The following is a 14,229-nucleotide window of genomic DNA, read 5'->3' as shown; positions in this document are numbered from 1 at the left end:
GCATGAATGTGCCCTCGCCCCTTGCGGGAGAGGGCAGCGACGCTGGTAGACGCGAGCTCGCTTGGGTGAGGGGTATGTCTCCGACCACTCCGTGCGGATGGATACCCCTCATCCGGCGCTTCGCGCCACCTTCTCCCACAAGGGGACAAGGAAGAAGGTTACACCGTCGCGCCTTGCGCCTTCGGCCGGCGCAGATGCTCGTCCAGCCGCGGCATGATCTCGACGAAATTGCAGGGGCGCGTGCGGTAGTCGAGCTGGGCTGCGAGGATGCCGTCCCAGCCATCGCGGCAGGCCCCCGGCGAGCCAGGGAGACAGAAGATGTAGGTCGCACCCGCGACGCCCGCGGTGGCGCGGCTCTGGATCGTCGATGCGCCGATCTTGGCATGGCTCAGCATGTGGAATGCGATCGAGAAACCGTCCATGCGCTTCTCGAACAACGGCTCGATCGCCTCCGGCGTGACGTCGCGTCCGGTAAAGCCGGTGCCGCCGGTGGTGATGACGACGTCGACGCCGCCATCTGCAATCCAGCGGCGGATGACGGCGCGGATCGCCTCGACATCGTCGGTGACGATCTCGCGCGCGGCGAGATGATGACCCGCCGCGGTGAGGCGATCGACCAAGGTCTGGCCGGACTTGTCATCCGCAAGCGCGCGCGTGTCGGACACGGTGAGCACCGCGATGTTGAGCGGGATGAACTGCTTGGATTCGTCGATGGAGGCCATGTTGCGTCTTTCGTGTCCCGGACAAGGTGCGGCGCATCAGCGCCGCGTCGCAGAGCCGGGACCCACTTGAGAGATTTGTGAGACCGGCGTTGTGGGCCCCGGCACTGCAGCGCACCTCTGAGGAAGCGCTGCGCTGCGTCCGGGGCACGAGCCTTCCTTACAACGCTCCCGCGCCGAACGTGTTGCAGGCCTGGACCGTGCCCTGCTGGTAGCCGGTCATGAACCATTGCTTGCGTTGCGCCGCCGAGCCGTGGGTGAAGGAGTCAGGCACGACGCGGCCCGTCGACTGGCGCTGCAGCGTATCGTCGCCGATCGCGCTCGCCGTGGTCAGCGCAGCCTCGATGTCGCCGGGCTCCAGGAAGTTCGGACGCTTCTTCGCCTCGCGGTTGACCCAGACGCCGGACAGGCAGTCGGCCTGCAACTCCACCTTCACCTGCAGCGCATTCGCCTCGGCCTTCGAGCCGACCTGCTGCTGGAGCCGTGTTACGCGCGGAATGATGCCGAGCAGGTTCTGGATGTGATGGCCGGCTTCATGCGCGATGATGTAGGCCGTCGTGAAATTGCACGCCGACTTGCCGGAGCAGCCGCGAAAGCGCGTCTCGACCTCGCGGAAGAAGGCGGTGTCGAGGAAGATGGTCCGGTCGGGCGGACAATAGAACGGCCCCATCGCCGACTGCGCCATGCCGCAGCGGCCGCCGTTGGTGGCGTTGCGGAACAGCACGATCTTCGGACCGGTGTAGGACTGGCCGCTGGCCTGGAAGATCTCGCTCCAGCGATCATCGATCTCGCCGAGGATGCCGGAGATCATGCTGCCCATCTCGTCGGTCGGCGCGCCGCGCTTGCCCGAGGACGCCTGGCGATCGGTCTGGTAGGTCGGCGCATGGCCGCCGCCGGTCAGAATCTCGGCGCCGCCGATCAGGATGCGTGGATCGATGCCAAAGGCGTAGCCGACCAGGCCGAGGATAATGATGGTACCGATGCCGAGCCCGCCGCCGCCGATCGGCAGGCCGAACCCGCCTCCTCCGCCGCCGCCAAAGCCACCACCTTCGTCGCGACGATCCTCGATGTCGTCGCTGCGGCGGAAGTCATCGTAACGCATGGCGGCTTTCCCTCGGGGGTCCCTGATTCAGTTTCGACGGTGCACGAGTATGCGAGAAGCTCAACGCGCCACACAGGTAAAATTTCCGTTGTCTTTATCAATATCGTGGCCGGCAAAAATTGCCTAGTGCGACAGCATGTCGATGCCAGCAATTTTTTCCGAGGGTCGAGCAATTTTTTCCGAGAGAAATTTGCGGCCTTCTTGCGGCCATGATTGCTGCAGCGAGCCGAGCAAACGCGAAATACACTGAAAAACACGGCGAATGCGCACAACAACGTTCGCACAACCGGCAAGGCGAGGGCTGCTCACGAAAGCGGCGGGTTAAGTCGTTTTTTACTTTGCCCCTTCAATGTAACGGTCAGTCGGTTGTTTGGTCCCGCGTCGCCGACAGCGTCGCCTGAGTCAGAGTTCTTGAGTCATGGTAGAGTCGCGTCGCGGGGCGTCTGCAAGGGCGCCCCGCACAAATTTCGAGTCTCCTTCGCATCGCATCATTCTCGGCGATTGCGTCGCCGAGATGTCGAAGCTTCAGGCTGGTTCGGTCGACCTGGTGTTCGCCGACCCGCCCTACAATCTCCAGCTCAAGGGCGATCTCAAGCGCCCTGACGAATCCCATGTCGATGCCGTCAACGACGACTGGGACAAGTTCGATTCGTTCTCCGCCTATGACGATTTCACCCGCGCCTGGCTGCTCGCGGCCCGCCGCGCGATGAAGCCATCGGCGACGATCTGGGTGATCGGCTCCTATCACAACATCTTCCGCGTCGGCGCGATCATGCAGGACCTCGGCTTCTGGCTCCTGAACGACATCGTCTGGCGCAAGACCAATCCGATGCCGAATTTCCGCGGCCGCCGCTTCACCAACGCGCACGAAACGATGATCTGGGCCGCGCGTGACGAAAAAGCCAAGGGCTACACGTTCAACTACGAGGCGCTGAAGGCCGCCAACGAGGACGTGCAGGCACGCTCCGACTGGCTGATCCCGCTCTGCACCGGCGAGGAGCGCCTCAAGGGCGCGGACGGCAAGAAAGTGCATCCGACGCAGAAGCCGGAAGGCCTGCTCGCGCGCGTGCTGCTGTCGTCATCCAAGCCCGGCGATCTCGTGATCGATCCCTTCAACGGCACCGGCACCACCGGCGCGGTCGCCAAGCGCCTCGGCCGTTCCTATATCGGCTTCGAGCGCGACAAGACCTACGCCAAGGCGGCCGAGGCGCGCATCGCCGCTGTCCAGCCGCTGCCGGAGGACAGCCTCGCCCCGTTCATGACCGCGCGCGAAGCGCCGCGGGTGGCGTTCGCCGAGCTGATCGAGCGCGGCATGATCATGCCCGGCACGAAACTGTTCGACGCCAAGAAGAAGCTGGGCGCGCTGGTCCGTGCCGACGGCGCCATCATGCTGGGCGACAAGGTCGGCTCGATCCACCGCATCGGCGCCGTGGCGCAAGGCGCGCAGGCCTGCAACGGCTGGACCTTCTGGCACGTCGAGACCAAGAAGGGTCTCAAGCTGATCGACGAGCTCCGCGCCGAGATCCGCGCCGGCATGGCGGCGGAGTAGGCCTCCTCCTCCGTCATTCCGGGGCTCGCCACCGGGTCCGCGCGCAGCGCGGCCCGATGACAGGCTCCGCGAGAACCCGGAATCCATCGAGCCACGTCCCATGCCGCCCAATGGATTCCGGGCTCGCGCCAAGAGGCGCGCCCCGGAATGACAGGGGCGTGAATTGAAAGCCGCGTCAGCCGGGACTAGATTCGCCAGATCAGCCCCGTCCTGACCGGTTGGGCTCCATGCGACGACACTCCGAGACATTGCTGCTGGTACCGCTGCTGCCGATCTTCCTGGCCGGCATGTTTCCGATGTTCCTGATCGCGCTGCTGGGATTTTTCGGGCTCGCGCTGTTCGGCATGCTCGTGATTTGCGTCGGGCTCGCCAGCTCCAACGAGGCGCACGACAATTTCAACCACGACGTCATCGTCCACGGCTACGCGCGCGGGCCGGAGCGCGCGGCGCGGGCCTCCGACATGCATCTGGCCGCGCGGCTCGGGCTGCGCCTGGAGGCCGTGGGCGCGGCCATGGTCATTACGGCGACAATCGGCCTTTGTTACGCCGCTTGACCTGCGCACCGCGCAGACGCCGCCCGGCAAACTCGGCGGTTGCTCTCCCGCAACGGGTTCAGGCAAGACAAGGTCCGCCTAACCACGCCGCGTCCGCGCGCGCAACAGACACCGAGGAGATGCTCGATGCTCAAGTTCTATTTCAACGGGTCGCCGAACCCGACCAAGGTCGCGCTGTTTCTGGAGGAGTCCGGCTTGGCCTACGAGCCGGTGAAGATCGACACCCGCAAGGGCGAGCAGTTCACCCCGGACTATCTGAAGGTCAACCCGAACGGCAAGGTGCCGGCGATCGACGACAGTGGGACGATCGTGTTCGACTCGAACGCGATCCTGCTTTATCTGGCCGAGAAGACCGGCAAATTCCTGCCCGCCAACCGCGCCGAACTCCTGTCCTGGTTGATGTTCGTGGCCACCGGCGTCGGGCCGTATTCGGGTCAGGCCGTCCACTTCAAGCATTTCGCGCCGAAGGACCAGAACCACGACTACGCCCATAATCGCTACCAGTACGAGACCGATCGCCACTACAGGATTCTCGACGGTCATCTCCAAGGCCGCCGCTACATGGCTGGCGACAGCTATTCGATCGTCGACATGGCACTGTGGGGCTGGGCGCGGATGGTGCCGTTCAAGCTCGGCGACGACGCCTTTGCGCGATACCCGAACGTGAAGCGGCTCGTCGACGAGATCTCGGCGCGGCCCGCGGCGGCGCGCGCCATCGCCCTGAAGGACAAGTTCACCTTCAAGGCCGAAATGGACGACGAGGCGCGCAGCAACATGTTCAAGCACATGACGACCAAGGTCGCCTGATCGGGTCACTTGCGACGCTCGAGGCCACGCGCATGCGCGTGGCCTCTTGGCTTCGACGTCAGGCTGCGTGGACCGAGCCCAGGAACTTCGCCACCTCCTGCTTCAGCCGGTTGCTGTCGGCCGAGAGCGAGCGTGCCGCCGAAAGCACCTGCGAGGAAGCCGATCCGGTCTCGGAGGCGCCGCGCTGCACGTCGCCGATGTTGGACGACACCAGCTGGGTGCCCTGGGCCGCCTGCTGGACGTTGCGGGAGATCTCCTGCGTCGCCGCGCCCTGCTGCTCCACGGCGGCGGCCACCGTCGACGAAATCTCCGACAGGCGCTCGATGGTGCCGCTGATCTCCCTGATCGAGCCGACCGACTCCTCCGTCGCCGCCTGGATGCCGGAGATCTGCTGGGCGATCTCCCCGGTGGCCTTCGACGTCTGCTCGGCGAGCGCCTTGACCTCGGAGGCGACCACCGCAAAGCCGCGACCGGCGTCGCCCGCGCGCGCCGCCTCGATGGTGGCGTTCAGCGCCAGCAGGTTGGTCTGGCCGGCGATCGTGCTGATCAGCTCGACCACGTCACCGATCCGCGCGGCGGCCTTGGAGAGCGCGCCGACGCGCTCGTTGGTCCTGCTCGCCTGACCGACGGCCTCGGTGGCGATGCGGGCGGATTCCTGCACCTGGCGGGCAATCTCGGATACCGAGGAGGAGAGCTCCTCGGTCGCCGAAGCGACCGCCTGCACATTGGCCGAGGCCTCCTGCGAGGCGCTGGCGACCTCGGTCGACAGGTCCTGAGCACGCGCGGCGGTCGTGGTCAAAGTGCCCGCGGAGGCTTCCAGCTCGTTCGACGCCGATGACACCGTGTTGACGATCTCGCCCACCGCCTGTTCGAACTGGTCGGCCAGCCGGGCCATGTCTTTCTTGCGGTTCTCGGCCTGCCGCGCCTCGAGCTCGGCCTGCTCGGAGCGCATGCGCTCGGTCTCGATCATGTTGTCCTTGAACACCTGGATCGCCTTGGCCATGTCGCCGATCTCGTCGGCCCTGCCGCGGCCGGGAATCTCGACCTCGAGATTGCCGCCGGCAAGCCGCCCCATCGCGCCTGTCATCGAGGTCAAGGGACCGACGATGCTGCGGGCGATCAGGAAGGCGACGATGCCGCCGAACAGGATAGCGAGGCCGCCGGCGATCTCCTGAACGGTCGTCGTGCCGGCGATCACGGATTCAGCGGTGGTCCGCGATTGCTGGTAGTCCTGCTTCAGCGTCGTTTCCGCCACCTTGAGCTTGGCGATGCTGTCGACGATGAGGGGCGCGAGGTTCTTATGGTAGATCTCGTCCGCCTGGAGCATCGCTGCGGAGGTCGTCTCGAACGCCGACTTGTAGATTCCGAGCGAGGACTTCACCGGCGCCAGCGTGGCTCGCAACTCCGTCGCCTGCGGGCTCTTTTCGAGTGCCGCGAGCCGTTGCGCTGCCCTGTCGACGCTCGCCCTGAAGGTCGCAGGGCCCTGCGTATCGCGAAGGGCCAGAAAACGCCAGTTTGCGATCCTCACGAGCAGGATTCGCGATTCGAGATCGGCGACGAGGGCCGCCGTATCTTCGTCGACGGCGGCGCGCGCCACGTCGACGAGCTTGCCCATCTTGACGGCCAGATCCTCCCCGCTCGGCAGCAGCGTCGCCTTGCCCGTTCTCGCCTCGTTGACGGCGTCGCCGAGACTGTCACGCAGGCGTCGGATTTTGGCGATGTCATCGATGAGGCCGTTATAGAGCGCTCGCCGCTCCTCCGAGATCGTCCCCTTCGCGCCGACCCGCAGCAGCTCGGTCGCCGCGGTTTCCCGCTCCGCCGCTTCCTTCATCGCGGATTCGTTGGCGTCGTAAACGTAGCGAAGATTGGCCCGCTGGATCGCCTGAAGGTTGGTCGAGATTTCCAGCACCCGCGCCGTGCTGTCCGAGAGCGCGGATTGTCTTGCGACCTGATCCTGCACGTCCTGCAAATTCCAGACTGCAACCACTGCCATCACGAGACCGACCGCCACCAGGGCCATGAAGCCTGCGTACAGGCGTCCCCTGATCCGCAAACGAAATTTCGGCATTCCCACTGTCCACCCAGATGCATTTCACTTCGAGCGGCCGAGCAATTCCGGCGATCGTCGCCGGCCACCCCGGCAGCCGCGTATCGCGTCTTTGCGACTCGCGCTGCACCGCGACACAATGGGGGACACTCGTTAATTGAACCTTCAAATCTTTCGCGCGATTGAGAACGGCCGGCACGAAATCTGCTGTTTTTGTCGGCAGCTATGCAAAGTTCGCGCGCGGATGCGCAGCGTCATGCAGGGCGCTGCATGCGAACGCTCACGAGGCGCCGGCCTTCTGCAATTTGTCGAGTGCATGCTCGACCACTTCCAGCGTGTAGGGCTTCTGGACCACCGGCGCCGACGCCAGTTGCTCGGGGATCGGCGCGCGCTCGCCATAGCCGGTCGCGAAGATGAAGGGCACCCCGATCTCCTTCAGCTTCTGTGCCACCTTGATGCTGCTCTCGCTGCCGAGGTTGAGATCGAGCAAGGCAAAGCTCGGCCGTGTGCGCTCGATCGAGCGTAGCGCCTGGTCGACGGTTGCCGCAGTGTCGACGTGGCGGGCGCCGAGATCGAGCAGGATGACCTCCGCCGCCATGGCGATGATCAGATTGTCCTCGACGATCAATGCCGTGTCGGAGATCCTGGGTCGGGCGGACTGCTGCTCTTCGACGCGCATGGCGGCTCCTGCGATGGACGGGACCAATTCGACGAAATTGGGGGGAATCACGAACTTCGCCTGCACGCCCAGGAGGTCGAAGCGGATCTCGGCATCGCCCTTGAGGTCGAACGGCACCGATCGCTCGATGATCGTCGTGCCGAAGCCGCGCCGCGACGGCGGCTGCACCGGCGGACCGCCGCTCTCCTTCCATTCGATGACGAGGCTGGAGGACGGATCGAGGCGCCAGACCACCTCGACACTGCCGGTGGAATCGGCAAGTGCGCCATACTTGGCGGAATTGGTCATCATCTCATGCACGACCAGAGCCAGAGTGGCGAACGCCTTGGGATCCAGCGCGACGTCCGGACCGCCCATCTTCACCCGTCCCGCGCGCGCGCCGAGATAGGCGCCGGCCTCGGACTCGACCAAGGTGCGGAGCGCGACCGGGGCCCAGTTCAGGTTTGTGATCTGATCGTGGGCGCGCGCCAGAGCCTGGATGCGGCCGCCGAGCACGCCGGCGAACTCCTCGACGCTGGTCGCGGTGTCCTTGCTCTGCGCCACCAGGGCGCGCACGAGGCTCATGATGTTGCGGACGCGGTGATTGAGCTCGGCGATCATCAATTCCTGCCGCTCCTGCGCCCCGCGGCGCTCGCGTGCGGCGAGGTCGGACAGTTGCAGGATCACTTCTAGCAGCGTGACGCGCAGGCTCTCGGCGATGCGGATGTCGGCCGCCGACCACGGCTTCGACTGCCCCGCCACCGTCTCCTGCCAGAGCTCGAAGCTCTTGCGCGGCGTCAGGCGAGGCCCGTGCGGACCTTCGTCGTACACCTTGTCGGGATCCCCGGCCCATTTCACCGCCTGTAGGACCTCGCGCCGGAAGAAGATCAGGCAATCGCGCGGAGTGCGCGAGATCGGGATGGCGAGAAAGCCCGCCGCGCGGTCACGGAAGGCCTGGCCGGCGGCATAGACCTTGGCGATCTCGGCGCTCGCGAAAATCCGCCCCGGCGAAGTCCGGTTGATGAAGGCGACGAGATCCTTCACCTCGTCTTCGGTCGGCGTCTCGCCCTCGATCGCGATCTTGTTGTCGGACCAGACCGCGACGCCGTCGCACTCGATCATCTTGCGGTAGTCACTGAGGAAATCGACGATCGCGCGGCGGCTGTGCTCGTGGGAAGCCGCCATCTCGATCAACCGCTCCTGGACCTGATGAGCGCGGGCCTCGTAGGCGACGTCGCCCTCGCGTTCGCGGCCTTCCACGATCCAGGAGAACATCTGACCGAACAGCTCGGAGGCCGTACGCTTGTCGAACGAAATATACCGCGGCGAATAGTGATGGCAGGCAAACAGACCCCACAGCTTGCCGTCGCGCAGGATCGACACCGACATGGAGGCGGCAACGCCCATGTTGCGCAGATATTCGATGTGGATCGGCGACACCGAACGCAGCACGCTCATCGAAAGATCGAGCAGCCCTGCGTTGTGCGTCGCCGTCGACACCAGCGCGGCCGCCCCGGCATTGACGTCGGCGATGATGCGCAGCCAGTTGCGCTGGTAGAGGGCCCGCGCCTGCCTTGGAATGTCCGATGCGGGATAACGCAGGCCAAGGAAGGATTCGAGCCCCGCCTCCGCGGTCTCGGCGACCACCTCGCCCGATCCGTCCGGATGAAACTGATAGACCATGACCCGGTCGAATCCGGTCAGCACCTTGAGCTGGCGCGCCGCCTCCCGCGCCAGCTCAGCCATGCCGCGCGTCTTGCGGATCCTCTCGAGCATCAAGCGCACGAGTTCGCCCGAATTGACGCCGGGCTCGTGCGCGCTCGGCTCCGCCTCGATGATCAGATAGACGCCGGACAGGTGAATCGAAAGATCGAAGGGCGGCTTGCCCGGCTGCAGCTCCACGCCGAACAGGCGTTCGGTCGCGTCCGGGCCGCCGAGATGGTCAACGTGTCCGCGGATCGTTTCGACCGCCGTCGCAGAGACGACGTTCGACAGCGGCTGCTGGAGCAGGTCGGCAACATCCGTCCCAAGGAAGCTCCCTACGTTGTTCGATGCCATGCAGATCGTGAGATCCGACAGCACAGCCAGCAGGAAGCCAAACGGCTGCACGCTGCCAGGAATGTGAATCGGCTCGCGGTCACAATTGGTGAGATTGACCGCCTCGTTCATGCCCGGTCCGCCGCCCGCTCGAATGCGTCGAAAGCAATGCGAGCGAAATCGATGATCTCGTCCTCGTCACCCGGCTCTTCGCTCGCGAGCTTCACCAGAAAGCTCTGCCAGAGCCGCTTGCCCGCGCCATGGCGGAGATAGGTGGTGGCTTCACTGATGCGCGGATCACCCGCGTCCGCGACTGTCTTCAGCAGGAACTTCGCGCCGAGCCGCGAGCCCTCCAGCACATACATCGTGCCCAGCACCCCGCTGCGCGTCAGCCGCGGCACCGACACTGTCGACGCCGCGCTCGTGCCGAGGCGTCCGAGATCAACCGCAATCGCAGCGCTGCGCGACCGTTCGGGCCAGTCCGGAAACATGCGCTCCACGCCCGCTTCGACCAGCGCGGCTTCGAGCGGAAGAAGAGCTCCGGCGCTGGCCTGAAGAAAGCAGCGATAGCCGGCGAGGCCGCCGAGATCGAATGCGGAAAGCTGGGTGTCGAGCGCGCGGTGCGCAGCCGAGGTCGCTTCTCTCAGTCGTTCTCGGAGTCCGGAGAAGCTGCAGCCCACCTGTGTCGAAACGTGCGAAGCCCCAGCGAGCATGAAATTCCCGGAAATGCAGGTTGCCGGGGCGCGATCGCTCCCGAGCGAGGGGAACGCCGGCGGAAACCGAAGGTTCCGCCGGGCTCGGAAGGAAATAGAGGCCATCTCCGCTCTATTTCCGCCGGACAGGTTTTCTCAGCTCGTACGCAATCTCCGACCGCGTCATGCCGCAATCCAGAAGTTCCCGCTCGCTCATGGCAGCGAGCTGGCCATGTATCCGCGTGCGCTCTCGCCGGAGCCGGATGATCTCCGCCAGCTTTCGCCAGACCCGGACGACCCTCACAGACCGGAACGAAGGGCGCCAGCCGGCAGACCAGATGGTGCTCAAACCGCTAGCCCGCGGCTCTCGCGACCGCTTGTGGAAACGGACCGAGCGCCCTCTCGGTCAGGATCGAGTCGCAGTACTCGCGGATCTCCTTGATCCTGCCGTCCGCGAGGCGAAACACCAGGCAATAGTCGTTGTCGTAGCGCACGCCTTCGGGCGTGACGTTGTCGCCCTTGGCTTCCACCACGACGATGTCCCCGTCGGCGATGAAGCGGTGAGCGATCGTTCGCGTCCGGTCGCGCAGGCGCGTGCGCACATAGCCGTGCAAATCGTTGAGGATCGCCTCCTTGCCCGAAAAGGTGCGGGACCAGGAATATTGCCCGGTCACGACCCATTTGGCGTCGTCGGCAAGACTGGCGGTGAACAAGGCACGGTCGCGCGCTGCCGGATCGGGATTGGCGGCGGCGGCAAAGATATCCTGCATCAGTTTCCTGTTGGCGGCAGCGCTCATGGCGGCATCTCCGTGGTGTGACATCGCGAAGATCATCACCGGCCGATCAGCATTCTTCAAATCGATAGTGAATATGATATATATTCACCTCATGAATTTGAATTCGCTTGACCTCAATCTGCTGACCGCGCTCGATGCGCTGCTGCGCGAGGCCAATGTCAGCCGCGCCGCGCTGCGGCTCGGGCTGTCGCAGCCGGCGGCGAGCCATGCGCTCCAGCGCCTGCGCGACATTTTTGGCGATCCGCTGCTGGTACGCACCGGCGCGCGGATGGAACTGACGCCACGGGCCCTGGCGCTGCGCGCCCCGCTGGCGCAGGCGCTGGATCAGGTGCGCGGGCTGTTCGTGCCCGACGATTTCGACGCCGCGCGCAGCGAGCGGCAATTCCGCCTGATGATGCCGGATCTCGCGGTCGAGCTGTTGATGCCGCGCTTCATGGAGAAGGTGACGCAGGCCGCGCCCAACGTCCGCATCGACGTCGTGCCGTGGCGGGGATCGGCGATCTTCCATGCCGAATTCGCCCGCACCATCGATCTCGTGATCTCGATCGGAAACGCCTTCAAGGGTTTTCACCGCCAGCTGCTCTACACCGACAGCGACGCATTGGCGGTGCGGCGAGGCCATCCGATCGGCGCGAAGCTGAAGCGGCGCGAGACGTTCCTGGCTGCGCGCCATGTCGGCGTGATCATCCGCGGCGGTGCCGAGGACCTGATCGACACATGGCTGCGAGCCAAGGGCATCGAGCGGCACATTGCGCTGGTGGTGTCAGGCTATCTCGAGGCGCTGCACGTCGCCGCCCGCACCGACCTCGTCGCCTTCGTGCCGCGCCGGCTGATCGCGGCGCTGTCGAAGCAGCTCGGCCTCGTCACGGTGACGCCGCCGCTCGATCCCGGGATCGACGAACAGTTCATGTTCCATCCGACCCGCGCGCAAATGGACCCCGGCTCGATCTGGCTGCGAAGGCTGATGCTGGAGACCGGGCGGGAACTGGAGAAGCGGAGGGCTGGATGAGTCTGCAGCTCCAACAAACACGGTGTCGTCCCGGACAAGCGCGCCCCAAGCGCGCGCCGATCCGGGACGACAGGGGAGTATGTGGCTGCGCCTACGCCTTCTGCGCCGCCATCACCTTGCTCACCGCGGGGCGGTCGGACATGCGCTTGAAGTGATCGGCGATCTTCGGCGTCGCATTGATGTCGACGCTGTCGCCTTCGAGCCAGGTCGAGAGCGTGTAGAGATAGGGATCGCAGATCGTGAACTGCTCGCCCATGACCCAGGGGCCCCGAAACATCTTCTGCTCGATGAGCTTGAAGCAGGCCGCCATGGTCTTCGGGACCATTGCCTTCATGTCGGCGAACGAGCTCTCCTGCATCGCCCAGCGCGCGCCGCGCATCTTGTGGGCGTGGTTGATGTGCACGGTCGAGCAGAGATAGGAGTTGAACGACTGCACCTCGGCGAAGTCGAAGGGATCGTCGAGCGGTGCGAGCTTCGCCTTGGGGAACACTTGCGCGATGTAGGCCAGCATCGCCGGCGTCTCGGTCAGGACGCCGCGGTCGGTGACCAGCGCCGGCACCCGGCCCTTCGGGTTGATCGCGAGATAGTCCGGGCTGTTCTGCTGGTTGTCCTTGAAGCTCAGCCGTTCGGCCGAGTAGTCGGCTCCGGCCTCTTCCAGGGTGATGTAGGTGGCGAGCGCGCAGGTGCCGGTGGCGTAGTAGAGCTTGAGCATGTCGGACCTCATGGGAAAGCCGAAAATTAACGACTGTCGGGCCCGACGTCCATAGCACAACATCCTCTTCGCAGTTGCCCACCGCCATGCGGCTGTGCCAAGACGCCTGCGATAGGGAGGGGTTTCTCATGACGGTACTCATCGCCGGTGGCGGCATCGGCGGGCTGACGCTTGCGCTCAGCCTGCACGGAATCGGCGTTCCCGCAAAAGTGTTCGAGAGCGTCGCGGAGCTGAAGCCGCTCGGCGTCGGCATCAACGTGCTGCCGCATGCGGTGCGCGAGCTGATCGAGCTCGGCTTGATGGACAAGCTGGACGCCAGCGGCGTGCGGACGCGCGAGCTCGCCTATTTCTCCAAGCACGGCAAGCCGATCTGGAGCGAGCCGCGCGGGCTGGAGGCCGGGTACAAATGGCCGCAATTCTCGATCCACCGCGGCACGCTGCAGCAGCTCCTGCTCGACGCAGCGATCGAGCGGCTCGGCCGCGAGAACATCCTCACCAGCCACCATCTGACCGGCTGGACCGAGACGGCGGACGGCGTGCGCGCCGAATTCATCGACAAGGCGACCGGCAAAGCGGCGGGGACCTACGACGGCGCGATTCTGATCGCCGCCGACGGCATCCATTCCGCCGTGCGCGAAAAGCTCTATCCGGGCGAAGGGCCGCCGATCTGGAACGGCCGCATCCTCTGGCGCGGCGTGACGCCCGCGAAGGCTTTCCTGAGCGGCCGCACCATGATCATGGCGGGGCACGAGATCCTGAAATTCGTCTGCTATCCGATCAGCAAGGCGCCGGATGCGGCAGGCAACCATCAGATCAACTGGGTCGCCGAGCGGCACATGCCCCCGACCTATCAGTGGCGGCGCGAGGACTATAACCGCACCGCGCGGCTGGAAGAGTTTTTGCCCTGGTTCGAAAGCTGGAAGTTCGACTGGCTCGACGTGCCCGGGCTGATCAAGAACTGCCCTCACGCCTATGAATATCCGCTGGTCGACCGTGATCCGGTGTCGCAGTGGACCTTCGGCCGCGTCACACTGATGGGCGATGCCGCGCATCCGATGTACCCGATCGGCTCGAACGGCGCCTCGCAGGCGATCCTCGATGCCCGCGTCATCACGCGCGAGATTCTCGCCCATGGGCCGACGAGCGCCGCCCTGCTCGCCTACGAGACCGAGCGGAGACCAGCGACCACCGACCTCGTCCTGCTCAACCGCAAGAACGGCCCCGAGCAGGTGATGCAGCTCGTCGAGGAGCGCGCGCCCGACGGCTTTGAGGTCGTCACCGACGTCTTGTCCCAGCAGGAGCTGGAAGGCATCGCCGCGAACTACAAGCGCGTCGCGGGATTCCAGGTGGAAGCGTTGAATGCGAAGCCGCCGATCGTGAGCGCTAGCGCGCAGCGGGTAAGTTAGCCACACATCGAGCCGCGGCCTCCTCTTCACCTCTCCCCGCTTGCGGGGAGAGGTCGGATTGCATCGAAGATGCAATCCGGGTGAGGGGGTACAGGTCTCTCGTGGACCTCCCGTGTTGAGAGATGCCCCTCACCCCACCC

12 protein-coding genes are annotated in these 14,229 nt (G+C 65.3%); 5 read left to right on the top strand and 7 right to left on the bottom strand.

Annotation, left to right across the window (positions count from 1 at the left end; all coding sequences use genetic code 11):
* Window positions 1–158 precede the first annotated feature (158 nt).
* Window positions 159–722, bottom strand: a complete 564-nt coding sequence (gene moaB / locus EDE08_RS00815; protein ID WP_131866281.1) for a molybdenum cofactor biosynthesis protein B — start codon at window positions 720–722, stop codon at window positions 159–161.
* A 157-nt stretch (window positions 723–879) separates the two neighbouring features.
* Entirely contained in the window at window positions 880–1,821 is a 942-nt protein-coding gene (ypfJ, locus tag EDE08_RS00810) for a KPN_02809 family neutral zinc metallopeptidase (protein WP_061878500.1), read from the bottom strand.
* Window positions 1,822–2,239: 418 nt separating this feature from the next.
* Here ypfJ and EDE08_RS00805 point away from each other — a divergent pair, with 418 nt between their 5' ends.
* The 3 genes from EDE08_RS00805 (at window position 2,240) to EDE08_RS00795 (ending at window position 4,731) form a co-directional block, all read left to right on the top strand.
* Entirely contained in the window at window positions 2,240–3,370 is a 1,131-nt protein-coding gene (locus EDE08_RS00805) for a site-specific DNA-methyltransferase (RefSeq protein ID WP_131866279.1), read from the top strand.
* 227 nt (window positions 3,371–3,597) lie between these two features.
* Entirely contained in the window at window positions 3,598–3,924 is a 327-nt protein-coding gene (locus EDE08_RS00800; RefSeq protein WP_061878502.1) for a hypothetical protein, read from the top strand.
* Between the two features lie 126 nt (window positions 3,925–4,050).
* Entirely contained in the window at window positions 4,051–4,731 is a 681-nt protein-coding gene (locus EDE08_RS00795; RefSeq protein ID WP_131866277.1) for a glutathione S-transferase family protein, read from the top strand.
* A 58-nt stretch (window positions 4,732–4,789) separates the two neighbouring features.
* Here EDE08_RS00795 and EDE08_RS00790 read toward each other — a convergent pair whose 3' ends face one another.
* The 4 genes from EDE08_RS00790 to EDE08_RS00770 form a co-directional block, all read right to left on the bottom strand.
* Entirely contained in the window at window positions 4,790–6,799 is a 2,010-nt protein-coding gene (locus EDE08_RS00790; protein WP_165935703.1) for a methyl-accepting chemotaxis protein, read from the bottom strand.
* 259 nt (window positions 6,800–7,058) lie between these two features.
* Window positions 7,059–9,605: an HWE histidine kinase domain-containing protein gene (locus EDE08_RS00785; RefSeq protein WP_131866273.1), complete on the bottom strand. Its 2,547-nt coding sequence runs from the start codon at window positions 9,603–9,605 to the stop codon at window positions 7,059–7,061.
* Window positions 9,602–10,186: a biliverdin-producing heme oxygenase gene (locus EDE08_RS00780; RefSeq protein ID WP_131866271.1), complete on the bottom strand. Its 585-nt coding sequence runs from the start codon at window positions 10,184–10,186 to the stop codon at window positions 9,602–9,604. Before EDE08_RS00780 ends, EDE08_RS00785 begins: the two co-directional genes overlap by 4 nt.
* Window positions 10,187–10,518: 332 nt before the next feature.
* The gene (locus EDE08_RS00770) at window positions 10,519–10,962 is read right to left on the bottom strand and encodes a nuclear transport factor 2 family protein (protein ID WP_131866269.1); all 444 of its coding nucleotides are present in this window, start codon (window positions 10,960–10,962) and stop codon (window positions 10,519–10,521) included.
* Window positions 10,963–11,053: 91 nt separating this feature from the next.
* Here EDE08_RS00770 and EDE08_RS00765 point away from each other — a divergent pair, with 91 nt between their 5' ends.
* Complete coding sequence (locus EDE08_RS00765; RefSeq protein WP_131866267.1) at window positions 11,054–11,971, top strand: LysR family transcriptional regulator; 918 nt, start codon at window positions 11,054–11,056, stop codon at window positions 11,969–11,971.
* 91 nt (window positions 11,972–12,062) lie between these two features.
* On the opposite strand, the gene EDE08_RS00760 is transcribed toward EDE08_RS00765, so the two are convergent.
* On the bottom strand, window positions 12,063–12,683 hold the full coding sequence (locus EDE08_RS00760) for a glutathione S-transferase family protein (protein WP_131866265.1): 621 nt from the start codon (window positions 12,681–12,683) through the stop codon (window positions 12,063–12,065).
* A 128-nt stretch (window positions 12,684–12,811) separates the two neighbouring features.
* On the opposite strand from EDE08_RS00760, the gene EDE08_RS00755 reads away from it, so the two are divergent.
* On the top strand, window positions 12,812–14,089 hold the full coding sequence (locus tag EDE08_RS00755) for a flavin-dependent oxidoreductase (protein ID WP_131866263.1): 1,278 nt from the start codon (window positions 12,812–12,814) through the stop codon (window positions 14,087–14,089).
* Window positions 14,090–14,229: the final 140 nt, after the last annotated feature.

Origin of the sequence: Bradyrhizobium sp. R2.2-H (genome assembly GCF_004346455.1) — a bacterium.
GTDB classification, from domain to species: Bacteria; Pseudomonadota; Alphaproteobacteria; order Rhizobiales; family Xanthobacteraceae; genus Bradyrhizobium; species Bradyrhizobium diversitatis.
This window is presented reverse-complemented; position numbering and strand designations above follow the sequence as displayed.

What these genes read in the sequence shown, in the direction of transcription:
- ypfJ (WP_061878500.1), bottom strand. Translation starts at nt 1,821, where the DNA reads ATGCGTTACGATGACTTCCGCCGCAGCGACGACATCGAGGATCGTCGC.
- EDE08_RS00800 (WP_061878502.1), top strand. Translation starts at nt 3,598, where the DNA reads ATGCGACGACACTCCGAGACATTGCTGCTGGTACCGCTGCTGCCGATC.
- EDE08_RS00755 (WP_131866263.1), top strand. Translation starts at nt 12,812, where the DNA reads ATGACGGTACTCATCGCCGGTGGCGGCATCGGCGGGCTGACGCTTGCG.
- EDE08_RS00765 (WP_131866267.1), top strand. Translation starts at nt 11,054, where the DNA reads ATGAATTTGAATTCGCTTGACCTCAATCTGCTGACCGCGCTCGATGCG.
- EDE08_RS00790 (WP_165935703.1), bottom strand. Translation starts at nt 6,799, where the DNA reads ATGCCGAAATTTCGTTTGCGGATCAGGGGACGCCTGTACGCAGGCTTC.
- moaB (WP_131866281.1), bottom strand. Translation starts at nt 722, where the DNA reads ATGGCCTCCATCGACGAATCCAAGCAGTTCATCCCGCTCAACATCGCG.
- EDE08_RS00780 (WP_131866271.1), bottom strand. Translation starts at nt 10,186, where the DNA reads ATGCTCGCTGGGGCTTCGCACGTTTCGACACAGGTGGGCTGCAGCTTC.
- EDE08_RS00770 (WP_131866269.1), bottom strand. Translation starts at nt 10,962, where the DNA reads ATGAGCGCTGCCGCCAACAGGAAACTGATGCAGGATATCTTTGCCGCC.
- EDE08_RS00760 (WP_131866265.1), bottom strand. Translation starts at nt 12,683, where the DNA reads ATGCTCAAGCTCTACTACGCCACCGGCACCTGCGCGCTCGCCACCTAC.
- EDE08_RS00805 (WP_131866279.1), top strand. Translation starts at nt 2,240, where the DNA reads ATGGTAGAGTCGCGTCGCGGGGCGTCTGCAAGGGCGCCCCGCACAAAT.
- EDE08_RS00795 (WP_131866277.1), top strand. Translation starts at nt 4,051, where the DNA reads ATGCTCAAGTTCTATTTCAACGGGTCGCCGAACCCGACCAAGGTCGCG.
- EDE08_RS00785 (WP_131866273.1), bottom strand. Translation starts at nt 9,605, where the DNA reads ATGAACGAGGCGGTCAATCTCACCAATTGTGACCGCGAGCCGATTCAC.